This is a genomic window from Streptomyces sp. NPDC020489, assembly GCF_044386545.1.
Classification (GTDB): Bacteria; Actinomycetota; Actinomycetes; order Streptomycetales; family Streptomycetaceae; genus Streptomyces.
Window position 1 is genome coordinate 1 of record NZ_JBIRUZ010000003.1, and the last position, 25,875, is coordinate 25,875.

14 protein-coding genes, 1 tRNA gene and 1 rRNA gene are annotated in these 25,875 nt (G+C 71.1%); 12 read left to right on the plus strand and 4 right to left on the minus strand.

Annotated features, from left to right (window positions below):
• Positions 1-56: 56 nt before the first annotated feature.
• From rrf to ACH41F_RS07220, 3 genes are all read left to right on the plus strand, one after another.
• A 5S ribosomal RNA gene (gene rrf, locus ACH41F_RS07210) occupies positions 57-173 on the plus strand.
• Between the two features lie 114 nt (positions 174-287).
• Positions 288-950, plus strand: coding sequence for a DegT/DnrJ/EryC1/StrS family aminotransferase (locus ACH41F_RS07215; protein WP_398833678.1), 663 nt, complete (start codon positions 288-290; stop codon positions 948-950).
• 84 nt (positions 951-1,034) lie between these two features.
• Positions 1,035-1,110: transfer RNA gene (locus ACH41F_RS07220), tRNA-Thr, on the plus strand.
• A gap of 47 nt (positions 1,111-1,157) precedes the next feature.
• On the opposite strand, the gene ACH41F_RS07225 is transcribed toward ACH41F_RS07220, so the two are convergent.
• Positions 1,158-3,908, minus strand: coding sequence for a SpoIIE family protein phosphatase (locus tag ACH41F_RS07225; protein WP_398833680.1), 2,751 nt, complete (start codon positions 3,906-3,908; stop codon positions 1,158-1,160).
• Positions 3,909-4,305: 397 nt separating this feature from the next.
• Between ACH41F_RS07225 and ACH41F_RS07230 the strand changes: the two genes are divergently transcribed.
• From ACH41F_RS07230 to ACH41F_RS07270, 9 genes are all read left to right on the plus strand, one after another.
• A complete protein-coding gene (locus tag ACH41F_RS07230) occupies positions 4,306-9,768 on the plus strand; it encodes a HAMP domain-containing protein (RefSeq protein ID WP_398833682.1) in 5,463 nt (1,820 codons plus the stop codon).
• 464 nt (positions 9,769-10,232) lie between these two features.
• The gene (locus ACH41F_RS07235; protein ID WP_398833684.1) at positions 10,233-10,919 is read left to right on the plus strand and encodes a two-component system response regulator; all 687 of its coding nucleotides are present in this window, start codon (positions 10,233-10,235) and stop codon (positions 10,917-10,919) included.
• A gap of 124 nt (positions 10,920-11,043) precedes the next feature.
• Positions 11,044-13,767, plus strand: a complete 2,724-nt coding sequence (locus ACH41F_RS07240; protein ID WP_391243902.1) for a DNA translocase FtsK — start codon at positions 11,044-11,046, stop codon at positions 13,765-13,767.
• A gap of 270 nt (positions 13,768-14,037) precedes the next feature.
• On the plus strand, positions 14,038-14,877 hold the full coding sequence (locus ACH41F_RS07245) for a RodZ domain-containing protein (protein WP_391243899.1): 840 nt from the start codon (positions 14,038-14,040) through the stop codon (positions 14,875-14,877).
• A 100-nt stretch (positions 14,878-14,977) separates the two neighbouring features.
• A complete protein-coding gene (gene rimO, locus ACH41F_RS07250; protein ID WP_391243895.1) occupies positions 14,978-16,447 on the plus strand; it encodes a 30S ribosomal protein S12 methylthiotransferase RimO in 1,470 nt (489 codons plus the stop codon).
• Positions 16,444-17,181, plus strand: a complete 738-nt coding sequence (pgsA, locus tag ACH41F_RS07255) for a CDP-diacylglycerol--glycerol-3-phosphate 3-phosphatidyltransferase (RefSeq protein ID WP_398833687.1) — start codon at positions 16,444-16,446, stop codon at positions 17,179-17,181. Before rimO ends, pgsA begins: the two co-directional genes overlap by 4 nt.
• Positions 17,178-17,714, plus strand: coding sequence for a CinA family protein (locus ACH41F_RS07260; RefSeq protein WP_398833689.1), 537 nt, complete (start codon positions 17,178-17,180; stop codon positions 17,712-17,714). The genes pgsA and ACH41F_RS07260 overlap by 4 nt, the downstream gene beginning before the upstream one ends.
• A 109-nt stretch (positions 17,715-17,823) precedes the next feature.
• Complete coding sequence (locus ACH41F_RS07265; protein ID WP_391243885.1) at positions 17,824-18,204, plus strand: helix-turn-helix domain-containing protein; 381 nt, start codon at positions 17,824-17,826, stop codon at positions 18,202-18,204.
• Between the two features lie 285 nt (positions 18,205-18,489).
• Positions 18,490-18,759, plus strand: coding sequence for a hypothetical protein (locus ACH41F_RS07270; protein WP_391243882.1), 270 nt, complete (start codon positions 18,490-18,492; stop codon positions 18,757-18,759).
• Here ACH41F_RS07270 and ACH41F_RS07275 read toward each other — a convergent pair.
• From ACH41F_RS07275 to ACH41F_RS07285, 3 genes are all read right to left on the minus strand, one after another.
• On the minus strand, positions 18,707-19,468 hold the full coding sequence (locus ACH41F_RS07275; protein WP_398833692.1) for an SDR family NAD(P)-dependent oxidoreductase: 762 nt from the start codon (positions 19,466-19,468) through the stop codon (positions 18,707-18,709). The two genes, ACH41F_RS07270 and ACH41F_RS07275, sit on opposite strands and share 53 nt — an antisense overlap.
• A 33-nt stretch (positions 19,469-19,501) precedes the next feature.
• On the minus strand, positions 19,502-20,356 hold the full coding sequence (locus ACH41F_RS07280; RefSeq protein ID WP_398833694.1) for an Fpg/Nei family DNA glycosylase: 855 nt from the start codon (positions 20,354-20,356) through the stop codon (positions 19,502-19,504).
• 412 nt (positions 20,357-20,768) lie between these two features.
• A complete protein-coding gene (locus ACH41F_RS07285) occupies positions 20,769-25,733 on the minus strand; it encodes an ATP-dependent helicase (RefSeq protein ID WP_398833696.1) in 4,965 nt (1,654 codons plus the stop codon).
• Between the last annotated feature and the right edge of the window lie 142 nt (positions 25,734-25,875).

The following is a 25,875-nucleotide window of genomic DNA, read 5'->3' on the forward strand; positions in this document are numbered from 1 at the left end:
AACAGCCCCATGCCCATGGTCACGGGTGTGGTGCGGCTGAAACAGTTTCATAGTGTTTCGGTGGTCATAGCGTGAGGGAAACGCCCGGTTACATTTCGAACCCGGAAGCTAAGCCTCACAGCGCCGATGGTACTGCAGGGGGGACCCTGTGGGAGAGTAGGACACCGCCGAACAATCATTCAAAGGGTTGGATCCTGAACTTCGGTTCAGGGTCCAACCCTTTTTTGTTCTGCGTCACTTGAAGTTCACGTTGCGCAATCACCATCCCAAGCATGGGTACTGCTGCAATGCTCAGGGCCGCCGGCGTCGGAGTCGGTGACGAGGTCGTGGTGCCGGCCTTCGGGAACGTCGAGGTCGCCGAGGCCGTTGTCCAGGCCGGTGCGCTTCCGGTGTTCGCCGACATAGATCCGGTGAGCTACTGCCTCGATGCATCCGCTGTCGAGGCGGCCGTCACGTCACGGACCGCGGCCGTCGTCGTCGTACACCGCTTCGGGCGGCGGGCCGATGTCGGGGCGCTGCATGTTCTGGGGCAGCGGCACGGGTTGTTGGTGCTGGAGCATGGGGAGTCCGAGGCGCCGTATGACGAGGTGGCTCAGCGCAGGCAGCGGGCCGCTTATCTCGATGGGAAGTTGAAGGGCGTGCGGACGCCTGACGGTGGGGACGGGCACACCTATCAGCAGTACGTCGTGCGGGTCCCCGGGAACGGGCGGCCTGATCGGGACGCCTTCGCGCGCGCCTTGCGGGGCAAGGGAGTTGCGTGTCATGTGCCGGTGAAGACGCCGGTGCATCGACTGCCCGAGTTCCGGCGCTGTGTGTCGTTGCGGGAGACCGAGCTGGCGTCGGACGAGACGTTGGCGCTGCCGGTGGACGCCGCGCTGACCAAGAGGGACATGCAGCGGATCGTGGGGGCGTGCAACGCGCTCGGAGGGCTGTTGCAGGCGGCCTTCTGAGGCGGGTGGGGGTGGTTGGGAGCACCCGTCTGTTCGGGGTATGATCTATTCCGTTGCCGCGAGGGAAACCTCGAAAAGTGACAGGCCCCCTTAGCTCAGTCGGCAGAGCGTCTCCATGGTAAGGAGAAGGTCAACGGTTCGATTCCGTTAGGGGGCTCCAGCAGAAAGGCCCCGCCCATTCGGGCGGGGCCTTTTTCGTGCCCGCTTTCAGTCCGTGTGGAGGCCGGGGACCCGCATGGCGAGGATCGCCATGTCGTCGGAGGGGGCGTCCGAGGCGAAGCGTTCCACGGCGCGCATGATGCGGGCGGCGACCGCGCCGGCGGTCAGGCCCGTGCAGGTCGTGAGGACGTCGGCGAGGCCGTCGTCGCCCAACATGCGGGTGCCCTCACGGCGTTCGGTGACGCCGTCCGTGACGCAGAGGAGGACGTCCCCCGGCTCCAGAGTGACCGTCTCCTCGTACAGCTCCAGATCGTCTATGACGCCCAGGAGCGGCTGGGGCTCGGCGGCCGGTTCGACGGTGCCGTCCTGGCGCAGGCGGAGCGGGAGGGGGTGGCCGGCGCAGACCACCTTCAGCTCGGCGCTGCCGTCCTCCTGGGGGCGCATCTCGCCGTAGAGGAGTGTCAGGAAGCGGCTGCGGGCTCCCTCGTCGAGGATGGCGGAGTTCAGGCGCTCCAGGACTGCCGGGCCGCTCAGGCCCTCCCTGGCCAGCAGGCGCAGCGCGTGGCGGGCGAGGCCCGTGACCGCGGCGGCGTTCGGGCCGGTGCCGCAGACGTCGCCGATGGCGAAGCCGTAGGCGCCGTCGCTGATGGGGAAGACGTCGTAGAAGTCGCCGCCGACCTCGTTGCCCTCGCCGGCCGCGCGGTAGATGACCTCGACCTCGACGCCGTCGATCTGCGGGAGTTCCGGGGGGAGCAGGCTGCGCTGGAGGGACTGGCTGATGGCGGTGCGCTCGGAGTACAGGCGGGCGTTGTCGAGAGCCAGGGCGGCCCTGCGGGAGAGGTCTTCCGCCAGCTCCAGGATCTCCTGGCGGAAGTGCTCGTCCGTCGGCTTGCCCAGCGTCAGCATGCCGATGACCCGGTTGCGGGCCACCAGGGGGAGGACGACCGTCTCGCCGCCCACGGCCGACGCGGTGGCGAGGGTGGGGCCGATGCCCGAGCTGAGGCGGCCGATGGGCTCGCCCAGGCCCAGGCTGCGCATGGAGGTGCGCAGGGCGGCCTGGTGGGCGGCGTCGGCGGGGGCGGACCAGACGCGGGCGCCCGGCGTGGGCACCGGGTCGGGGGAGGGGATCTTCGAGAGCAACGACTTGATGCCGTCGATGAGTTCCTCGTCCTCGTGCAGGACGTACGAGAGGTAGGGCTCCGAGGCCTGGTCGGCGATCGTGTAGACCGCGCACCAGGTTGCCAGGGTGGGCACCGTCATCTGTGCCATGAGGGCGAGGGTCTGGTCGCGGTCCAGGGTGCCCGCGAGGAGGTCGGAGGCCTCGACCAGGAAGCTCAGGGAGCCGCGGCGCAGGCGTTCCAGTTCGCCGAGGCGTGCCGACTCGACGGCCAACGCGATGCGGTCCGCCGCGAATTGGAGGCGCAGTGCCTCCTCGTTGGAGTATCTGCCGGGGCCTTCGGCCGCGACGCCCAGGGAGCCGGTGAGGCGGCCCTCGACCTTCAGGGGGACGGTGACGACCGAGCGCATGCCGGTGCCGTTCAGCAGCGGGACGGCGCCGGGGACGGCCGTGAGGTCGTCGTGGACGGCCGGCATGCGGGCGGAGCCGTAGCGGCCGGGTCCTGCCTCGACGGGCACGCGCGCGAAGCGCTGGCGGGCGGAGGGCAGGCCGGTGGAGGCGCGGACCTCCAACTCGGTCTCGTCGTCGGTGGCCAGGAGCAGGAAGGCGGAGTCGCCGTCGAGCATGTCGCGGGCGCGTTCGACGGTGCGCTGGAGGAGGCCGTCGAGGTCGTCCGGGGCCGGGGAGCCGATGAACACCTCGAAGGGGTCGGTGCTCTGGCCGTCGGAGCCGGATGACGTGTCGGACGTCGGGATGCGCAACGGGGTCTGAAGGACCGCGCGTTCGTGGTCGCGGACGAGGAGGCAGACCGTCGAGGGCTCGCCGTTGGTGTCGCGGACGCGGAGGTGGGAAGCGTACACGGGGGTGACGCGGCCGTCGGCGCCGCGGATGCCGTAGCTGCCCTCCCAGCGCGAGAGTTGGAGGGCCTCGGCGATGCCGGTGCTGGTGCCCGGGGTGTGCGGCCAGGCCGCGAGGTCGGTCAGGGGCTTGCCGGTGACCTGTTCGGCGGGGTAGCCGAAGAGTTCCTCGGCGTCCTCGTTCCAGGCCGTGATGGCCGCCGTACGGTCGATCTGGACGACGGCGACGCGGACGCGGCCGTCGGCGAGGGGGAGGAGGTCCGGGGGGAGGGACGGGCCGGCGGCCCGGGTACCCACCGGGCGTTCGGGGAGGTCGAGCTGGAACCAGACCTGCTTGTGCGTCGGGGTGTACTCGACGCCCCAGCGGGCGGCGAGGGCCGCGCACAGCTGGAGGCCTCGGCCGCCCTCGCGGTCGGGGCTGCCCATGCCCGCCAGGGAGCCCTGGAGGGGGACCTCGCGCTCGGGGTAGCGGTCGCCGACCTCGATGCGTACGCCGTCCACCGCACGCAGGCACAGGAGGTCCGCGGTGGTGCCCGCGTGGACGACGGCGTTGGTGACCAGCTCGCTGGTGAGGACGACCGCGTCGTCGACGATGTCCGCGAAGCCCCAGCCCTGGAGCGTGTCGCGGACGAAGGAGCGGGCGCTCGCGACCGATCGCCCGACGGGCTCGAAGCTGGCGGCCGCGCGCGCGGTGATCACAGAACTCCTCGGCCTGTTGTCGACGTGCAGGGCTCCCTGGCCGACCGGCTCGTGCCGCTGGTGCGGCAGGCCGCCCGTCGGCCGGCGGTCCGGGGGGTGTTCCCCAGGGATCAGTCCGGTGGTCATGTTGTGCGGCCGCCCCTCCGATGCCCGCTCGTACTCGTGCCACCGCCCAGGCCGGACGGACCGGCGTGGCTGGACAGCCGCATGCAAGGTTACTTACCTTCCCCGTCCATGCGGATGCCGGTCGCCAGTGTTTCCGTCCGGAGGGTGTGCGGACGATGTGCGAAGCTGCCGAACTGTTATGGCCTGGTTCAGCCGGGGTGAAACACTGGGCAAGCTTCTTGTGAAGGTCCGGGCAGACTGAGTGTGCCGCGCGTACGACGGGCAGCAGCCCGGGGTGCGGCCTGGTACATCCGGCAGAAATGCGCAGCTGTATCAGTGGTGGCAACGGGTACGCCCGGGCACCGGGCAGTAGTACCGGAGCACAGCGGTATCGGTCGATCCCTGCGGGAGGGACACAGTGGAGTCTGGCGCAGCGACGCGGGGCACGAAGACGCGCGCGAAGGGCGGACAGTCCCTGGGCAACCGGCGCGCACCACGCGGTGGGACCACCGTGGTGGACACGGCTGCCCTGAATCGGCTGCTGGCGGCTCTGGTGTCGATGCGGGACGGCAATTTCCGGAAGCGGCTCACGGTCTCGGGCGACGGCGTGCTGTCCGAGATCGCGGCGGTCTACAACGAGGTGGCCGACCGCAATCTGCACCTCACGGGCGAGCTGTCGCGGGTGCGGCGGATGGTGGGCCGTGAGGGAAAGCTCACGGAACGGCTGGAGATCGGCGCGTGCGAGGGCTCCTGGCTGACCGCCATCGACGCCTCCAACGCCCTGGTGGACGATCTCGTACGACCTGTCTCCGAGGTCGGCCGGGTACTGTCCGCGGTCGCGGAGGGTGATCTGTCGCCGCGCATGGAGTTGCGGACGCAGGCGCCGGACGGGGCCGGGCATCCGCTGCGCGGGGAGTTCCTCAAGGTCGGGCGGACTGTCAACAACCTGGTCGACCAGTTGTCGACGTTCACCGACGAGGTCACGCGCGTGGCCAGCGAGGTGGGTACCGAGGGCAAGCTGGGCGGTCAGGCCAAGGTGCGCGGGATGTCCGGGTCCTGGAAGGACCTGACGGATTCCGTCAACACCATGGCGTACCGGCTGACGGCGCAGGTGCGGGACATCGCGCTCGTGACCACCGCGGTGGCCAAGGGCGATCTGTCCCGGAAGGTCACGGTTCACGTGGCCGGCGAGATGCTGGAGCTGAAGAACACCGTCAACACGATGGTGGACCAGCTGTCGTCCTTCTCCTCCGAGGTGACCCGCGTCGCGCGCGAGGTGGGCGTCGAGGGCGAGCTCGGCGGTCAGGCGCAGGTGCCCGGTGTGGCGGGTGTGTGGAAGGACCTCACCGATTCGGTGAACCTCATGGCCGGCAATCTGACGGCCCAGGTGCGTGGCATCGCCGAGGTGACGACCGCGGTCGCCAACGGTGACCTGTCACGGAAGGTGACGGTCTCCGCGCGCGGTGAGGTCGCGCAGCTCGCGGACACGATCAACCAGATGACCGAGACGCTGCGGATCTTCGCGGACGAAGTCACGCGCGTGGCGAACGAGGTCGGCGCCGAGGGTCAGCTCGGCGGGCAGGCGAACGTGCCGGGCGCGGCGGGGACGTGGAAGGACCTCACCGATTCGGTGAACACGGTCTTCCGGAACCTGACCACGCAGGTGCGGGACATCGCCGCCGTGACGACGGCCGTGGCCAACGGTGACCTGTCGCAGAAGGTCACCGTCGACGTGGCCGGCGAGATGCTGGAGCTGAAGAACACCGTCAACGGCATGGTGGACCAGCTCTCCGCGTTCGGCGCCGAGGTCACGCGCGTGGCGCGCGAGGTCGGCGTCGAGGGTGAGCTGGGCGGCCAGGCGCAGGTGCCGGGTGCCGCGGGGACCTGGAAGGACCTCACCGACTCCGTCAACACGGCGTTCCGGAACCTCACCGGACAGGTGAGGAACATCGCCCAGGTGACCACGGCCGTGGCCAACGGTGACCTGTCGCAGAAGGTCACTGTGGACGTCTCCGGCGAGATGCTCCAGCTGAAGAACACCGTGAACACGATGGTGGACCAGCTGTCGGCCTTCGCGGACCAGGTGACGCGGATGGCCCGGGACGTGGGCACCGAGGGCCGCCTGGGCGGTCAGGCGGTCGTGCCGGGGGTCTCCGGCACCTGGAAGGAGCTCACCGACTCGGTGAACTTCATGGGCGGCAACCTCACCTCGCAGGTGCGGCAGATCGCCCAGGTGACGACCGCGGTGGCCCGGGGTGACCTGTCCCAGAAGATCGACGTCGACGCGCGCGGCGAGATCCTGGAGCTGAAGAACACCATCAACACGATGGTCGACCAGCTGTCCGCCTTCGCCGACCAGGTGACTCGGGTGGCCCGCGAGGTGGGCACCGAGGGGCGCCTCGGCGGTCAGGCGCAGGTGCCCGGCGTCGCCGGTGTGTGGCGGGACCTCACCGACTCGGTGAACGGCATGGCGTCCAACCTGACCGGCCAGGTGCGCAACATCGCGCAGGTCGCGACGGCGGTGGCGCGGGGTGACCTGTCCCAGAAGATCACCGTGGACGCGCGCGGCGAGATCCTGGAGCTGAAGAACACCCTGAACACGATGGTGGACCAGCTGTCGTCCTTCGCCGAGGAGGTCACGCGCGTGGCCCGTGAGGTGGGCACCGAGGGCATCCTCGGCGGCCAGGCCGAGGTGCAGGGGGTCTCCGGCACCTGGAAGGACCTCACGCAGTCCGTGAACTTCATGGCGAACAACCTGACCATCCAGGTGCGCAACATCGCCGAGGTCACGACCGCGGTCGCCAAGGGCGACCTGTCGAAGAAGATCACCGTCGACGCCAAGGGCGAGATCCTCGAGCTCGTCAGCACGGTCAACACGATGGTCGACCAGCTGTCCTCCTTCGCCGAGCAGGTGACCCGGGTGGCTCGTGAGGTGGGCACCGAGGGCATCCTGGGCGGCCAGGCCCATGTGCCCGGTGTCGTGGGCATCTGGAAGGACCTCAGCGACAACGTGAACCTGATGGCCAACAACCTGACCATGCAGGTGCGCAACATCTCCCAGGTCGCGTCCGCCGTCGCCAACGGTGACCTGACCCGGACGGTGACGATCGAGGCGCGCGGTGAGGTCGCGCAGCTCGCCGACACCTTCAACACGATGGTGAAGACGCTGAGCTCGTTCGCCGACCAGGTCACCAAGGTGGCCCGTGAGGTGGGTACGGACGGCATCCTGGGCGGACAGGCGCGGGTGCCCGGTGTGGCGGGCACCTGGAAGGACCTGACCGAGTCCGTGAACCAGATGGCGTCCAACCTGACCGGTCAGGTGCGGAACATCGCGATGGTGACCACCGCCATCGCCAAGGGTGACCTGACCAAGAAGATCGACATCGACGCGCGCGGCGAGATCCTGGAGCTGAAGACCACCATCAACACGATGGTCGACCAGCTCTCCTCCTTCGCCGAGGAGGTCACCCGGGTCGCCCGCGAGGTGGGCACCGAAGGACAGCTCGGCGGCCAGGCACGCGTGCGTGACGTCGACGGCACCTGGCGCGACCTCACCGAGTCCGTGAACGAGATGGCCGGGAACCTGACCCGGCAGGTGCGTGCCATCGCGCGCGTGGCGACCGCGGTGACCCGCGGTGACCTGAACCTGAAGATCGACGTGGACGCGTCCGGGGAGATCCAGGAACTCCAGGACTACATCAACAAGATGATCGCCAACCTGCGCGACACCACGATCGCCAACAAGGAGCAGGACTGGCTCAAGGGCAACCTCGCCCGGATCTCCGCGTTGATGCAGGGCCGCCGCGACCTCGCGGACGTGGCCTCGCTGATCATGAGCGAGCTGACGCCGGTGGTCTCCGCGCAGCACGGCGCGTTCTTCCTGGCGATGCCGCACCTCGACGGCAAGGACGCGGGTGCCGCCGCCGAGGACTCGTACGAACTGCGCATGCTCGGGTCGTACGGCTACTCGATGGGTTCCATGCCCACGTCGTTCCGGCCGGGGGAGGCGCTGATCGGGACGGCCGCCCAGGAGAAGCGGACGATCCTGGTGGAGAACGCGCCGAGCGGCTATCTGAAGATCTCCTCCGGGCTCGGTGAGGCGCCTCCCGCGCAGGTGATCGTCCTGCCGGTGCTGTTCGAGGGGAAGGTGCTCGGCGTGATCGAGCTGGCGTCCTTCACCCCGTTCACGCAGATCCAGAAGGACTTCCTCAACCAGATCGCGGAGATGATCGCGACCAGCGTCAACACCATCTCCGTCAACACCAAGACCGAGCAGCTGCTGAAGCAGTCGCAGGAGCTGACCGAGCAACTCCAGGAGCGGTCGGCCGAGTTGGAGAACCGGCAGAAGGCCCTCCAGGCGTCCAACGCCGAACTGGAGGAGAAGGCCGAGCTGCTGGCCCAGCAGAACCGGGACATCGAGGTGAAGAACACCGAGATCGAGGAGGCGCGACAGGTCCTGGAGGAGCGCGCCGAGCAGCTCGCCGTGTCGATGCGCTACAAGAGCGAGTTCCTCGCCAACATGTCGCACGAGCTGCGGACGCCGCTCAACTCGCTGCTGATCCTGGCCAAGTTGCTCGCCGACAACGCGGACGCCAACCTCTCGCCGAAGCAGGTCGAGTTCGCCGAGACGATCCACGGGGCGGGCTCCGACCTGCTCCAGCTGATCAACGACATCCTGGACCTGTCGAAGGTCGAGGCGGGCAAGATGGACGTCTCACCGACGCGCATCGCGCTCGTCCAGCTCGTGGACTACGTGGAGGCCACCTTCCGGCCGCTGACCGCGGAGAAGGGCCTGGACCTGTCCGTACGGGTCTCCCCGGAGCTGCCGGCCACGCTGCACACCGACGAGCAGCGGCTGTTGCAGGTGCTGCGCAACCTGCTGTCGAACGCGGTGAAGTTCACCGACTCCGGATCGGTGGAGCTGGTCATCCGGCCCGCCGGCGCGGACGTGCCGGTGCAGATCCGCGAGCAGCTCCTGGAGACCGGTTCGCTGCGGGAGCCGGACGGCGACCTGATCGCGTTCTCCGTGACCGACACCGGCATCGGGATCGCGGCCAGCAAGATGCGGGTGATCTTCGAGGCGTTCAAGCAGGCCGACGGCACGACGAGCCGCAAGTACGGCGGTACGGGGCTCGGGCTGTCGATCTCGCGGGAGATCGCGCAACTGCTCGGCGGTGAGATCTACGCCCAGAGCGAGCCGGGGCGTGGATCGACGTTCACGCTGTATTTGCCGCTGCACCCCAGCGAACTGCCTCCGCAGGGCTATCAGCAGTCCGTGACGGCCCTGGAGGTCGGGGAACTGCTCGCCTCTGAGAACGGCCGGTCCGACGCGGAGGCCGGGACGCCGGCCGAGGTGAAGTCGTACCAGGAGACGCAGAACGGGGCCGCCGCGCTCTTCAGGCGCCGCCGCAGGACCCTGCCGGAGGTGGAGCAGCGGCCCCAGCCGGACCAGTGGTCGCCGACCGAGCAGAGCTCGGCGCCGGAGGTGCGGCCGGGCATTCGGTTCGGCGGCGAGAAGGTGCTGATCGTCGACGACGACATCCGCAACGTCTTCGCGCTGACCAGCGTCCTGGAGCAGCACGGGCTGTCGGTGCTGTACGCCGAGAACGGCCGCGAGGGCATCGAGGTGCTGGAGCAGCACGACGATGTCACGGTCGTCCTGATGGACATCATGATGCCGGAGATGGATGGCTACGCGACGACCACGGCGATCCGCCGGATGCCGCAGTTCGCGGGCCTGCCGATCATCGCGCTGACCGCGAAGGCGATGAAGGGCGACCGGGAGAAGGCGATCGAGTCGGGCGCCTCCGACTACGTGACCAAGCCGGTCGATCCCGATCATCTGCTGTCGGTGATGGAGCAGTGGATGCGGGGTGCGTGACGGGAGCGAGGTGCGTGATCGGATCGGGCGCGGGGTCGTGACCGGATCGGATCGGGGTCCGTGACCGGAGTGGGCCGCGCTCCATGTGACCGGATCGGGGCGCGTGATCGGATCGAGGCGCGGTGTGCGTGACCGGAGTGCGCCGCGCTGCATGTGACCGGATCGGTCGGGCTTCGGGGGGATGCTGCGAGAACCGCCCGTGTTCACGCGGAGTTGCTGACTCAGTGTGCTCGAAGCCGTGTAAAAGTACGGGATTCGGGGAACCTTCTGGTCTCTCACTGCGTTTCTGCTACGTGCACAGTGACATCGCGGTGACAGGGTGTGGCGACGGGCGGGGTGCGGCTACCATGACCGGCACGAGGACGGGCGGCGTCAGGGAGTCGTCCCCCGGGGCGGCACCTGCGGGTGTCACCACGAGTCCTGAGGACAGGGGAGGCCCCACGCCGGGGCGAGGAGGGCGGGCCATGGTGCAGAAGGCCAAGATCCTCCTGGTCGATGACCGGCCGGAGAATCTGCTGGCGCTGGAGGCCATCCTCTCCGCGCTCGATCAGACGCTGGTGCGGGCATCGTCCGGGGAGGAAGCGCTCAAGGCGCTGCTCACCGATGACTTCGCGGTGATCCTGCTGGATGTGCAGATGCCGGGAATGGACGGGTTCGAGACCGCCGCGCACATCAAGCGGCGCGAGCGCACGCGGGACATCCCGATCATCTTCCTCACCGCGATCAACCATGGCCCGCATCACACCTTCCGGGGATACGCGGCCGGCGCGGTGGACTACATCTCCAAGCCCTTCGACCCGTGGGTGCTGCGCGCGAAGGTCTCCGTGTTCGTCGAGCTGTACATGAAGAACTGCCAGCTGAGGGAGCAGGCGGCGCTGCTGCGGCTCCAGTTGGAGGGCGGTGCCGGCGGCAAGGCCCCGGCCGGTGAGACGAAGGAGCCCGCGGGACTGCTGGCCGAACTCTCGGCGCGGCTCGCCGCGGTCGAGGAGCAGGCCGAGGCCCTGTCCAAGCAGCTCGACGACGAGTCGGCGGACGCGGCGGCCGTGGCCACCGCGGCCCATCTCGAACGCAAACTCACCGGGCTCAGGCGGGCGCTGGACGCCCTGGAGCCCGGGACCGGCAGTACGCAGTCGATGACCTCCCAGAACTGACCTGCCCCGCCCGGCCCGTTGCGGGTGAGCGCGCGTCAGTTCCGTGCCGGGGAAAGGGCGACACGAACGGGTGAAGCACCGGCCACACGTGTCCGTTGTCGTCTCCCCCGGTAACCTCGCACCTATGGCCTCACGTCCCTCCGCTGCCAAGAAGCAGCCCGCGAAGAAGGCGGCGGCTCCGGCGAAGAAGGCCGCTGCGAAGAAGCCTCCGGCGAAGAAGGCGCCCGCCAAGAGGGTCGCGGCGAAGAAGGCCGCGCCGCCGCCCAGGCCGGTGCCAAGCCCCACCGGCGGCATCTACCGGCTCGTACGCGCCGTCTGGCTGGGCCTGGCGCACGCCGTGGGCGCGGTGTTCCGCGGCATAGGGAACGGCGCGAAGAACCTGGACCCGGCGCACCGCAAGGACGGCGTCGCGCTGCTGCTGCTCGGCCTCGCGCTGATCGTCGCGGCCGGCACCTGGTCGAACCTGCGCGGCCCGGTCGGCGACCTGGTCGAGATCATCGTCACCGGCGCCTTCGGCCGCCTGGACCTGCTCGTGCCGATACTGCTCACGGTCATCGGCGTGCGGTTCATCCGGCATCCCGAGAAGCCCGAGGCCAACGGCCGGATCGTGATCGGACTGTCGGCGCTCGCGGTGGGCGTGCTCGGCCAGGTCCACATCGCGTGCGGCGCGCCCGCCCGCAGCGACGGCATGCAGGCGATAAGGGACGCCGGCGGCCTGATCGGCTGGAGCGCGGCGACCCCGCTGACGTACACCATGGGCGAGGTCCTCGCCGTACCGCTGCTGGTGCTGCTCACGGTCTTCGGGCTGCTGGTCGTCACCGCCACGCCGGTCAACGCCATCCCGCGCAGGCTGCGCGAGCTGGGTGTGCGGCTCGGGGTCGTGCACGACCCGGCCGTGGACGAGTTCGACGAGTTCCCCGCGGACGACGAGCGCTACGACGAGCAGTGGCGTGAGGCGCTGCCCGCGCGCGGCCGCAGGCGGGCTCCGGCGCCCGAGGCGTACGACCCCGAGCACGCGGAGCAGGAGGCGCTCACGCGGCGCCGTGGCCGTCCCCGGCGCTCCGCGGTGCCGCAGCCCGACATGGACCGGCCGATGGACGCCGTGGACGTCGCCGCGGCCGCGGCCGCCGCGCTCGACGGTGCCGTGCTGCACGGGATGCCGCCGTCGCCGGTCGTCGCCGACCTCACCCAGGGCGTCAGCGCCGGGGACCGCGAGGACACGACACCGACACCGACCCGGGTGCCGACGCCCGTGCCCGCGCCCGCCGCGCGTCCCCGGCAGGAGAGGCTGAAGACCGAGGTCGCCGACCTCACCAAGCCCGCGCCCGAGGCCCCGAGCGAGCTGCCGCCGCGCGCCGAGCAGCTCCAGCTGTCCGGCGACATCACGTACGCGCTGCCCTCGCTCGACCTCCTGGAGCGCGGTGGCCCCGGCAAGGCGCGCAGCGCGGCCAACGACGCGATCGTCGCCTCGCTGACGACCGTCTTCACGGAGTTCAAGGTCGACGCGGCCGTCACCGGCTTCACCCGCGGCCCGACGGTCACGCGCTACGAGGTCGAGCTCGGCCCGGCCGTGAAGGTCGAGCGGATCACCGCGCTGGCCAAGAACATCGCCTACGCGGTCGCCAGCCCGGACGTACGGATCATCAGTCCGATCCCCGGCAAGTCCGCGGTCGGCATCGAGATCCCGAACACCGACCGCGAGATGGTCAACCTCGGTGACGTGCTGCGGCTCGCGGCGGCCGCCGAGGACGACCATCCGATGCTGGTCGCGCTCGGCAAGGACGTCGAGGGCGGCTATGTGATGGCCAACCTCGCGAAGATGCCCCACGTGCTGGTCGCCGGAGCCACCGGTTCCGGCAAGTCGTCCTGCATCAACTGCTTGATCACGTCGATCATGGTCCGCGCGACCCCCGAGGACGTCCGCATGGTCCTGGTCGACCCCAAGCGGGTCGAGCTGACCGCCTACGAGGGCATCCCGCACCTGATCACGCCGATCATCACCAACCCCAAACGGGCCGCCGAGGCGCTCCAGTGGGTCGTACGGGAGATGGACCTCCGCTACGACGACCTGGCGGCGTACGGGTTCCGGCACATCGACGACTTCAACGAGGCGATCCGCAGCGGCAAGGTCAAACTGCCCGAGGGCAGCGAGCGGGAGCTCCAGCCATACCCGTATCTGCTGGTGATCGTCGACGAGCTCGCCGACCTGATGATGGTCGCCCCGCGCGACGTCGAGGACGCGATCGTGCGCATCACGCAGCTCGCGCGAGCGGCCGGCATCCACCTGGTGCTCGCCACGCAGCGGCCGTCGGTCGACGTCGTCACCGGTCTGATCAAGGCGAACGTCCCCTCGCGGCTCGCCTTCGCCACCTCCTCGCTCGCCGACTCCCGGGTCATCCTCGACCAGCCCGGCGCCGAGAAGCTCATCGGCAAGGGCGACGGGCTCTTCCTGCCGATGGGCGCCAACAAGCCCACGCGTATGCAGGGCGCCTTCGTGACCGAGGACGAGGTCGCGGCGGTCGTCCAGCACTGCAAGGACCAGATGGCGCCGGTCTTCCGGGACGACGTCGTCGTCGGCACCAAGCAGAAGAAGGAGATCGACGAGGAGATCGGCGACGACCTCGATCTGCTGTGCCAGGCGGCCGAGCTGGTGGTCTCCACGCAGTTCGGGTCGACGTCGATGCTCCAGCGGAAGCTGCGGGTCGGGTTCGCCAAGGCGGGGCGGCTGATGGACCTGATGGAGTCCCGGGGCATCGTCGGACCCAGCGAAGGGTCCAAGGCTCGTGACGTTCTTGTGAAGGCTGACGAACTGGACGGAGTGCTCGCGGTGATCCGCGGGGAGGCTTAAGGGCAGGAAACGGGGCGCAGTGGTCGCCGGGCCCACGGGTGAGCCGCCGATGGGTGTTCGATCGTGACTCACCCGTAAGGGATCATTGAGCAACCGTTTCCCTTCGGCGTACGTCAAGTTGAGGGAAGCGGAAACCTTTTGCTCCACCATCGGCGTGTCCGGCCATACCGATGGCGTACAAAGTCCCACCGCCCGGTTGCCCCACCCTTTCGTACCCCCCCTAGACTGAACCTCCAGCACAGGTGGCTTAAACGCTCGAAAGGCGCCCCCGTGTCCATCGGCAACTCCCCTGAAGACGAGCGTCCGTTCGAAGACGACCGCGAGGAAGCCCGTATCTCCGTCGGCCGTGCCCTTCAGCAGGCACGGATCGCGGCCGGGCTGACCGTCGATGACGTCAGCAACGCCACCCGGGTCCGCATCGCCATCGTGCACGCCATCGAGGCCGACGACTTCGGCCCCTGCGGCGGGGACGTCTACGCGCGCGGGCACATCCGGACCCTGGCCAAGGCCGTCCACCTCGATCCGGCCCCGCTCCTGGACCAGTACGCCGCGGACCACGGCGGGGGCCGTCCGGCGCCCACCCCCGCGGCCCCGCTGTTCGAGGCGGAGCGCATCCGCCCCGAGCGCCGCGGGCCCAACTGGACCGCGGCCATGGTCGCCGCGATCGTCGCCGTGGTCGGGTTCGTCGGGTTCACCGCGTTCAAGGGCGGCGACGAGGGCGGCGCGGCACAGGTCGCCGAGGACGCCACGCCGTCGACCAGCACGACCTCCTCACCCAAGCCCAAGAGCGAGAAGCCCGAGTCGGCCAAGCCGGCCCCGTCCGACAGCGCCATCGCGGCCGCGCCCCAGGACAAGGTGACCGTCCAGGTCAGCGCCCCCGACGGCAAGAGCTGGATCTCCGCCAAGGACCACAACGGCCGGATCCTGTTCGACGGTCTGCTCCAGCAGGGCGACTCCCAGACCTTCCAGGACAGCGAGAAGATCAACCTCGTCCTCGGTGACGCCGGGGCGATCCAGCTGTACGTCAACGGCAAGAAGATCGAGGACGACTGGCAGCCGGGCGCGGTGGAGCGGCTGACGTACACCAAGGGCGACCCGACGGTCGGTTAGGGCCGGACAGGCGGTGCTGTAGGCGGGGTCGGGGTTGGCGGAGCAAGATCGCCAACCCCGTCGACGTGGGCTGTCGGTGGAACGAAGTAGTCTTGAGTCCATGCCTGAACGCCGTACCGTCGCACTCGTCACTCTTGGCTGCGCCCGTAACGAGGTGGACTCGGAGGAGCTCGCAGGCCGCTTGGAGGCGGACGGCTGGGACCTCGTGGAGGACGCCGCGGACGCGGACGTCGCCGTCGTCAACACGTGCGGCTTCGTCGACGCCGCCAAGAAGGACTCCGTCGACGCCCTCCTGGAGGCCAACGATCTCAAGGGGCACGGCAGAACCCAGGCCGTCGTCGCGGTGGGCTGCATGGCCGAGCGGTACGGCAAGGACCTCGCCGAGGCCCTCCCCGAGGCCGACGGCGTGCTCGGCTTCGACGACTACGCCGACATCTCCGACCGGCTCCAGACCATCCTGAGCGGTGGCGTCCACGCCGCCCACACCCCGCGCGACCGGCGCAAGCTGCTGCCGATCAGCCCCGCCGAGCGGCAGTCGGCCTCCGACGTGGCCCTGCCGGGCCACGGCGCGCCCGCCGACCTCCCGGAGGGCGTGGCCCCGGTCTCCGGTCCCCGCGCGCCCCTGCGCCGCCGTCTGGACGGTGCCCCGGTGGCCTCGGTGAAGCTCGCCTCCGGCTGCGACCGGCGCTGCACCTTCTGCGCCATCCCGTCCTTCCGCGGCTCCTTCATCTCGCGGCGCCCGAGCGACGTGCTGAACGAGGCTCGCTGGCTGGCCGAGCAGGGCGTCAAGGAGATCATGCTGGTCTCCGAGAACAACACCTCCTACGGCAAGGACCTGGGCGACATCCGGCTGCTGGAGTCCCTGCTGCCCGAGCTCGCCGACATCGACGGCCTGGAGCGGGTGCGGGTCAGCTACCTCCAGCCGGCCGAGATGCGGCCCGGGCTGATCGACGTGCTGACCTCCACGCCCAAGGTCGCGCCCTACTTCGACCTGTCCTTCCAGCACTCCGCCCCCGGCGTGCTGCGCGCGATGCGGCGCTTCGGCGACACCGACCGCTTCCTGGAACTGCTCGACACCATCCGGAGCAAGGCCCCGCAGGCCGGAGTGCGCTCCAACTTCATCGTGGGCTTCCCCGGCGAGACCGCGGACGACCTGGCGGAGCTGGAGCGGTTCCTGAACGGCGCGCGCCTGGACGCCATCGGCGTCTTCGGCTACTCCGACGAGGAGGGCACGGAGGCGGCCACGTACGACAACAAGCTCGACGAGGACGTCGTCGCCGAGCGCCTCGCGCGCGTCTCCCGGCTGGCCGAGGAACTCGTCTCGCAGCGGGCCGAGGAGCGCGTGGGCGAGACCGTGCACGTGCTGGTGGAGTCCGTGGACGAGGAGGGCGTGTACGGGCGCGGTGAGCACCAGGCGCCGGAGACGGACGGCCAGGTGCTGCTCACGAGCGGCGAAGGACTGAGCGTCGGTCGTATGGTCGAAGCGAAGGTGGTCGGCACCGAGGGGGTCGACCTGGTCGCCGAGCCGGTGACGGGCTCGCACGCAGGTAGTGAGGAGGCGCGCAGATGACCGGAGCACCGGCACCCGCCGCGGGCAGCCCCTCTCCGGCGGGTGCGGCCGGCACGGCGGGTGCGGCTGGCACGGCGGGTGCGGCTGGCACCGACGCCGGCGCCAAGTCCGTGCGGAGCGGCAAGATCGCCGCGGCGGCCGTCGACCAGGCCAGCCTCTGGAACGTTGCGAACATCCTGACGATGCTGCGGCTGCTGCTGGTGCCGGGCTTCGTCGCGCTGATGCTGGCCGACGGCGGGTACGACCCCGCATGGCGCTCGTTCGCCTGGGCGGCCTTCGCCGTCGCCATGATCACCGACCTGTTCGACGGTCACCTGGCCCGCACGTACAACCTCGTCACCGACTTCGGGAAGATCGCCGACCCCATCGCCGACAAGGCGATCATGGGGGCGGCGCTCATCTGTCTGTCCGCGCTGGGCGACCTGCCGTGGTGGGTGACCGGTGTCATCCTGGGCCGGGAACTCGGGATCACACTCCTGCGTTTCATCGTCATCCGGTACGGCGTCATCCCGGCGAGCCGCGGCGGCAAGCTGAAGACCCTCATCCAGGGCATCGCCGTCGGGATGTACGTCCTGGCGCTGACGGGATGGCTGGCCACCGCGCGGTTCTGGGTGATGGCCGTGGCGGTCGTGCTGACCGTGGTGACCGGCCTCGACTATGTAAGACAGGCCATTGTGCTGCGCCGGCAGGGAATCGCCGCGCGCGCGGCGGCGTTGGAGGAGACGGAAGCGTGAATTCCCCGGCCACTGAAGTGGTGCGACTACTCACGGTGAGGGCGGAGACGCTCGCCGTCGCCGAGTCGCTCACCGGTGGGTTGGTTGCGGCGGAAATCACAGCGGCCCCCGGGGCGTCCAAGGCCTTCCGGGGCTCCGTGACCGCCTACGCCACCGAGCTCAAGCAGCAGCTGCTCGGGGTGGACGCCACCCTGCTGGCGGAGCGGGGAGCGGTGGATCCGCAGGTCGCGGCCCAGATGGCGGCCGGAGTGCGCAAGGCGCTCGGTGCGGCCTGGGGCATCGCGACCACGGGTGTCGCCGGTCCGGTGGAACAGGACGGCAAGCCCGTCGGGACGGTCTATGTGGCCATCTCCGGGCCGCCCTCGCAGCTGCCCGATGGCGAGAAAGTGCTGTCGCTGCGGTTGAACGGCGACCGGGCGGAAATTCGTATGGAGAGTGTACGGAGCGTACTCGCACTGCTCCTTCAGGAGCTTGCGGGCGAACAGACCGGGAATGAGCGGGCACAGGATACGGAACGGAACGGGGGGTTTTGATGTTTGCAGCCCTGAGTGAACACGACATCGCTCCCCGCACGGCCGCGGCGCAAGGCGGTACGGTGGGGCGTAATGGATGCGGCTACGCGGTCCGAGGAGGGAGCCACCGATGATTCTGCTCCGTCGCCTGCTGGGTGACGTGCTGCGTCGGCAGCGCCAACGCCAGGGCCGTACTCTGCGCGAAGTCTCCTCGTCCGCCCGAGTCTCGCTCGGCTATCTCTCCGAGGTGGAGCGGGGGCAGAAGGAGGCTTCCTCCGAGCTGCTCTCCGCCATCTGCGACGCGCTGGACGTACGGATGTCCGAACTGATGCGGGAAGTGAGCGACGAGCTCGCTCTCGCCGAGCTGGCCCAGTCCGCTGCGGCCACCCCGAACGAGCCTGTGCCCACGCCGGTACGTCCGATGCTGGGTTCCGTCTCGGTGGCCGGTGTGCCACCGGAACGGGTGACCATCAAGGCGCCCGCCGAAGCGGTGGATGTCGTCGCCGCGTGAGCGTCACGGCGTTTGCGCTCGAGACGCGCTCGACCATGAGCTGACGACGCGCTGAGAAGTGCGGGAGGCCCTGACCGGGTTTCTCCGGATCATCCGGGGAGGCGTTGGTCGGGGCTTTCGTGCATCGTGGAGTGACATGGCCCGGGCCGCCGGTGGTGGATGTGCGGGCGGTGACTCCCTGCGCTGCCGGTGCGCCCGCGACCTGGGCGTTCGAGGTGGCCTGGGTCGGGGCTGTCGGCTCACTGCCGCGGCGGCTCATCGGTTCCTCGGGCTGGAGGTCGGTTCATGGCGCGACCGATAGTGCGCTGGGGGGTGGTGCTCGGGCTGGGGGCGCTGTGGTGGTGGGCGGTGCTGCGGCTGGCGCTGGCTCCCGGAGCGGGGGTGCTGGAAGGCGCTGTCGCGGCCGGTGGCTGGGGGCTGAGCCTGCTGCCGGTGCACTGCGTGCCCAGGGGACGGGCGGCCGGGGCGCTCGCCGCGGGACGGTGGCGGGCGGCCTGGCGGGTCACCACGGCATCGCCACCCCACCGTTCGGACGCAGGATCTGGCCCGTCGTGAAGGACGAGGCGTCGGACGCCAGATACAGCACCGCGTGGGCGACGTCCTCCGCCTCACCGACCCGGCCCAGCGGTGACATCCGGGCCATCATCGCCTCGGTGCGCTCCTGGGCCTCGCCGTGGCGGTCGGTCATGGGCGTGCGGATCCAGCCCGGCGCGATCGCGTTGACGCGGATGCCGTGCCGGCCGACCTCGGTCGCCAGGGTCTTCGTCAGCTGGACGACGGCCGCCTTGGCCGCGCCGTAGCAGAGCAGGCCGGGGCCGCCGGTGTCCACGGCGCCGGAGGCCATGGTGACGATGCTGCCCCTGGTCCGGTGCTCGAGCATCCGGCGGGCCGCCTCCTGGCAGGCGTACAGGACCCCTTTGAAGTTGACGTTCAGGACACGGTCGAGGTCTTCCTCCCGTGTCTCCAGGACCGGGCTGCTGTGCATGATCCCGGCGATGGCCGCCAGCACGTCGAGGCGCCCGCAGGAGGCGACGGCCCGACGGAGCTGCTCGCGGTCGGTGACGTCGAGGTGGTGGGTGCGGGCGGCGCCGCCCGCGTCCTTGATGAGCGTCGCCGTCTCGTGCAGGCCCTCGGGGTCCCGGTCCGCGCAGTGCACGGTGGCACCGGCCTCGGCGAGCAGGACCGCCGAGGCCCGGCCGATCCCGCCGGCGGCCCCGGTGACGAATGCGGTGCGTCCGGTCAGGTCGTACGCGCTGACGGTCATGAGGGGGACGGTACGAGTCTTTCTGACGGGTCGTCAATTAGTCGTACGGGGTGGGGTTCCGGGGGTTCGGGCCGGGCCCGGGCCCCGGGGGGCGGCCGGGGTGGGGCCGGTCTGGCAGGTGGGGCACCAGTAGGTGGGGCGTTCGCGGGAGCCGTCGCCCTGGTTGGCGAGGCGGACGGGGGTGCCGCAGCGCAGACACGGGCGGCGGGCGCGGCCGTAGACGAAGAGGTCCTGGCCGCGGCGGCCCGTGGTCATGCGGACCGGGCGGTCCCGGTTGGCCTCGAGGAGCTTCTTGGCGAGGACGGGCAGCTTCGCGGCGCGGTCCTCGGGCAGGGCCCCGGCGGGGAGCCACGGGGTGACGCCGAGCAGGAAGCAGATCTCGCTCTTGTAGACATTGCCGATGCCGGCGAGGTTGCGCTGGTCGAGGAGGGCCTCGCCGAGGGCGCGGTCGGGGTCCTGGAGGAGGTTGGCGAGGGCGCGGTCGGGGTCCCAGTCGGGGCCCAGGAGGTCGGGGCCGAGGTGGCCCACGACGCGGTCCTCGTCGGTGGTCCGCAGGAGCTCCAGGATCGGCAGGCGGTAGCCGACGGCCGTGCGGTCGGCGGTGCCGAGGATCGCGCGGATCTGGTGGGTGGGGCCGCCGGTCCAGCGCTGGTCGTTGCCGTACACGCGCCAGGAGCCGTCCATCTTGAGGTGCGAGTGGAGGGTCAGGCCGCCCTCGACGCGGGTGAGCAGGTGCTTGCCGCGCGGGGTGACGTCCAGGACGGCGCGGCCCGTCAGGTCGGCGGTGGCGAACTTGGGGACGCGCAGGTCGCTACGGGTGAGGATCTTGCCGGCGAGGGCGGTGTGCAGACGGTTCGCGGCTTGCCAGACGGTGTCTCCTTCGGGCATGGGTCAAGGGTGGCATGGGGTGGGGGTTGCGGGCGGGTGGGGGAGGGAGGGGGCGTGAGGGGGCGTTGGGTGGGGTGGTGGTGTGCGGGGCGGGGGTGCGAGGCGGTGCCTCTGGTGGGTGGTCCCGTGCGGGGTGGGGGCGCGGGGTGTAAGGCGTGCCTTTGGTGGGGTGGTCGCGTGCGGTGCGTGCGGTGCGTGCGGTGCAGGGGGCGTCAGGTGGGGGCGTCGCCTGCGGGGCGGGGGGCGTGAGGCGTGCCTCTGGGGTGGTCGCGTGCGGGGCGGGGGTGTGAGGCGTGTCTTTGGTGGGTCGCGTGCGGCGGGGGGGCGCGAGGCGTGCCCTTGGCGGGGCGGGGGCGCTAGGGGCGTGAGGCGTGCCCCTGGTGGGGTGGTTGCGTGCGGCGTGGAGGTCTGGTCATGCACGTAGGCGCAGGCCGCGTGGGGTGGCGATGAAGCCCGCTCCCTCCAGGAGGGTGCCGATGGGGGAGGTGAGGGCCGGGACGCCGTTGACGCGCTCCACGGTGACCGTGCCGAGCGAGCCCGCTCGGGCCGCCGCAGCGAGGGCGTCGGCCGCCGCCTGGAGGCGGGGATCGTCGGCGGGCTTGCCCTCCGGGTCCTCGGCCCAGGCCAGCAGGGTCTTGCCGCCGCGCTCCATGTAGAGCGCCAGCTCGCCGTCGACCAGCACGACCAGGGAGCCCGCCTTGCGGCCCGCCTTGTGGCTGGCGCCGGTCGGGGGCTCGGGCCAGGGCAGGGCCGCGCCGTACGCGTTCGCCGGGTCGGCGGCGGCGAGGACGACGGCTCGGGAGTCGGGGGTTCGGGTGGGCGAGCGGTGGGGGGTGGGGGCGTGGGCCGGGTTGTACGGGCCGCGGCGGGGGGTGCCGGGGCCACGGCCGGAACCGGGGAAGTCTTGGGGGGAGATGTAGTCGCCGGGGGAGGGGGAGGTGCCGGCGGAGGGCGGGATGTCGTCCAGCCAGTCGAAGTCGGGGTCGTCGGCGGGGACGGTGAGGCCGGGCGTTGCGAAGGGGTCCTGGGCAGTGGGGAGAGCGGGGGTGCCGAAGGGGTCGTGGGGGGTGGCGCCGTCGGGGGCCTCGAATGCGTCGCGTGCGCCCGGGGTGGCCGGGTGTGGCATGCCCTCGCCCCGTTCGCGGGCGTTGGCCACCGCGCGGAGGCGGTCGACCGCGCCGTCCATGGCGAACTGGGCGGCGCCGAGGCCCTCCACCACATAGCCGCGGCGGGCCTGGCCGGTCTCCTCGAAGGCGGACAGGACGCGGTACGTCGCCGAGAAGCCGCCCTCGACGCCCTCCGCGGACACCGCGCCCCGGGTCACCACGCCGTGCCGGTCGAGGAGGGTGCGGGCCAGGGCGTGGGCGCGCAGGGTGGGGTCCGGTTCGCGGTCGGGGAGGAGGGACCAGCGGCCGGCGACCGTCGGGGGGCCGCCCCGGGAGGCGGTGCGGGCGGCGGCGGTCAGGGCGCCGTAGCGGCCGCGCGGCATGGTGCGCTTGGCGCGGTGGGCCGTGGAACCGGCGGTGCGGCCCGAGCCCAGCAGGGAGCGCAGGGGGGTGAGCGTGTCGTTGGTGAGGCGGCCGGACCAGGCCAGGTCCCAGACCGCGTCGGCGAGTTGGGGGTCGGTGACCTCTGGGTGGGTCGTCGCGCGGACCTGGTCGGCGATCTGGCGGAAGAAGAGTCCGTAGCCGCCGGAGAGGGCGTTCAGGACGGACTCGTGGAGTGCCGTCAGCTCCAGGGGGTGGGGTGGGGGCAGCAGCAGGGGAGCCGTGTCCGCGAGGTAGAGGGAGACCCAGCCGTCCTTGCCGGGCAGGGAGCCGGCCCCGGCCCACACCAGCTCGCCGGCGGAGGTGAGTTCGTCGAGCATCGCCGGGGTGTACTGGGCGACGCGGGACGGCAGGACCAGCTTCTCCAGGGCGGAGGCCGGGACGGAGGCGCCCTGCAACTGCTCCACGGCACGCACCAGTCCGTCGATGCCGCGCAGCCCGTGCCCCTTGCCGATGTGCTGCCACTGGGGCAGGAACTGGGCGAGGGCGGGCGGGGGGACCGGCTCCAGTTCGTGGCGCAGGGCGGCCAGCGAGCGGCGGCGCAGTCGGCGCAGCACGGCGGCGTCGCACCACTCCTGGCCGATGCCCGCGGGGTGGAACTCGCCCTGGACCACACGGCCTGACGCCGAGAGGCGCTGGAGGGCGCCCTCGGTCACCGCGGCACCCAGACCGAAGCGGGCGGCGGCGGTCGCCGAGGTGAACGGGCCGTGGGTGCGGGCGTACCGCGCGAGGAGGTCGCCGAGGGGGTCCTTCACGGGCTCCATGAAGGCTTCCGGGACACCGACCGGCAGCGCCGTGCCCAAGGCGTCGCGCAGGCGGCCTGCGTCCTCGATCGCCGCCCAGTGATCCGTGCCGGCGATGCGGACCTTGATCGCGCGTCGGGCCCGGGCGAGGTCGCGTGCCCACTGCGGCTCCGCGCCCCGCTCGGCCAGTTCGGCGTCGGTGAGGGGGCCGAGGACGCGGAGGAGGTCGGCGACGCCTTCGACGTCCTTGATCCGACGGTCCTCGGTGAGCCACTGAAGTTCCCGCTCCAACTCGGTGAGGACCTCGGCGTCGAGCAGTTCGCGCAGCTCCGCCTGACCGAGCAACTCGGCCAGCAGGCGGGAGTCGAGGGAGAGTGCGGCCGCGCGGCGCTCGGCCAGCGGTGAGTCGCCCTCGTACAGGAACTGGGCGACGTAGCCGAAGAGGAGCGAGCGGGCGAACGGGGACGGCTCGGGGGTGGTGACCTCGACCAGGCGGACCTTGCGGGACTCCAGGTCGCCCATCAGCTCGACGAGGCCGGGGACGTCGAAAACGTCCTGGAGGCACTCGCGGACCGCCTCCAGGACGATCGGGAACGAGCCGAACTCGCTGGCCACCTGGAGCAGTTGTGCGGCCCGTTGGCGCTGCTGCCACAGCGGGGTGCGCTTGCCGGGGTTGCGGCGGGGGAGCAGGAGCGCGCGTGCCGCGCATTCGCGGAAGCGGGAGGCGAACAGGGCCGAGCCGCCGACCTGGTCGGTGACGATCTGGTCGACCTCGCCCTTGTCGAACACGACGTCCGCGGCGCCGACCGGGGCCTGGTCCGCGTCGTACTCCGTACCGAGCTTCGCCGGTTCCTGGTCGAGCAGGTCCAGGCCCATCAGGTCGGCGTCGGGCAGCCGCAGGACGATGCCGTCGTCGGCGTGCATGACCTGGGCGTCCATGCCGTAGCGCTCGGAGAGCTTGGCGCCGAGGGCGAGGGCCCAGGGGGCGTGCACCTGGGCGCCGAAGGGGGAGTGGACGACCACGCGCCAGTCGCCGAGTTCGTCGCGGAAGCGCTCCACGACGATCGTGCGGTCGTCGGGGATGTGGCCGCAGGCCTCGCGCTGCTCGCCGAGGTAGGCCAGGAGGTTGTCGGCGGCCCAGGTGTCCAGGCCCGCCGCGAGGAGTCGTGGGCGGGCCATGTCCTTCGGCAGCGAGCCGACCTCGCGGAGGAACGCGCCCACCGCGCGGCCCAGTTCGAGGGGCCGGCCGAGCTGGTCGCCCTTCCAGAACGGGAGCCGGCCCGGGACGCCTGGGGCGGGGGAGACCAGGACGCGGTCACGGGTGATGTCCTCGATGCGCCAGGAACTGGTGCCGAGGGTGAAGACGTCGCCCACGCGGGACTCGTAGACCATCTCCTCGTCCAGCTCGCCGACCCGGCCGCCGCCCTTCTTGGGGTCCGCGCCGGCCAGGAAGACGCCGAAGAGGCCGCGGTCAGGGATCGTGCCCCCGGAGGTCACCGCGAGGCGCTGGGCGCCGGGGCGGGCGGTGATCGTGCCGGCCACCCGGTCCCAGACCACGCGCGGGCGCAGTTCCGCGAAGGCGTCGGACGGGTAGCGGCCGGCGAGCATGTCCAGGACCGCGGTGAAGGCGGATTCGGGCAGGGACGCGAAGGGGGCGGCCCGGCGGATCATGGCCAGGAGGTCGTCCAGCTGCCAGGTGTCCATCGCGGTCATGGCGACCAGTTGCTGGGCCAGGACGTCCAGGGGGTTCGCGGGGACCTTGAGGGACTCGATCTCGCCGGTGCGCATGCGCTCCGTGACGACCGCCGACTGGACCAGGTCTCCTCGGTACTTCGGGAAGACCACGCCGGTGGAGACCGCTCCTACCTGGTGCCCCGCGCGGCCCACGCGTTGAAGGCCGGACGCCACCGAAGGGGGTGACTCGACCTGGACGACCAGGTCCACCGCGCCCATGTCGATGCCGAGTTCGAGGCTGGAGGTGGCGACGACCGCGGGAAGGCGGCCGGCCTTGAGGTCCTCCTCCACGAGGGCGCGCTGCTCCTTGGAGACCGAGCCGTGGTGGGCCCGGGCGATGACCGGGGGCGCGCCCTGGGCCGCGCCTGAGCCGCCCATGAGTTCGGCGGGGGTGTGGTTCTCGGAGAGGGGCTCGCCGGTCGCCCGCTCGTAGGCGATCTCGTTGAGGCGGTTGCACAGGCGTTCCGCCAGGCGGCGGGAGTTGGCGAAGACGATCGTCGAGCGGTGGGACTGGACGAGGTCGGCGATCCGCTCCTCCACGTGCGGCCAGATCGACGGGCGTTCCGCGCCCTCTTTGCCGTCGGCCACCGGGGAGCCGCCCAGTTCGCCCAGGTCCTCCACGGGGACCACGACGGACAGGTCGAACTCCTTGCCGGACTTCGGCTGGACGATCGCCACCTTGCGGCGCGGCGAGAGGTAGCGGGCGATCTCGTCGACCGGGCGCACGGTCGCGGAGAGGCCGATGCGGCGGGCCGGCTTCGGCAGGAGCTCGTCCAGGCGCTCCAGGGAGAGGGCCAGGTGGGCGCCGCGCTTGGTGCCCGCGACGGCGTGCACCTCGTCGAGGATGACGGTGTCGATGCCGGTCAGCGCGTCGCGGGTGGCCGACGTCAGCATCAGGAAGAGGGACTCCGGGGTGGTGATCAGGATGTCCGGGGGGCGGGTGGCCAGGGCGCGGCGCTCCGCGGCGGGGGTGTCGCCGGAGCGGATGCCGACCTTGATCTCCGGCTCGGGCAGGCCCAGGCGTACGGATTCCTGGCGGATGCCGGTGAGAGGACTGCGCAGGTTGCGCTCCACGTCGACCGCGAGGGCCTTCAGAGGGGAGACGTACAGGACTCGGCAGCGTTTCCTGGGGTCCGCGGGCGGAGGAGTGGAGGCCAGCTGGTCCAGTGCGGCGAGGAAGGCGGCCAGGGTCTTGCCGGAACCGGTGGGCGCCACCACCAGGACGTCCGAGCCCTCCGCGATGGCCCGCCAGGCACCTGCCTGGGCCGCGGTGGGCGCGTCAAAGGCCCCCGCGAACCAGCCTTGGGTCGCGGGGGAGAAGCCTGCGAGGGCTCGGTGTGTGGAGCTGGCCATGGGTCCATCCTGCACCCGGGTACTGACAATCGCCCTGACCTGGGGTTTCCGGGGTGGGGGTGCGTCTGTGACGGGGGCGGCCGATGGGTGCGGTTGGGACGGCGGCGGCTGGTTGGTGCGGTTGTGGCGCCGGCGGCCGGTG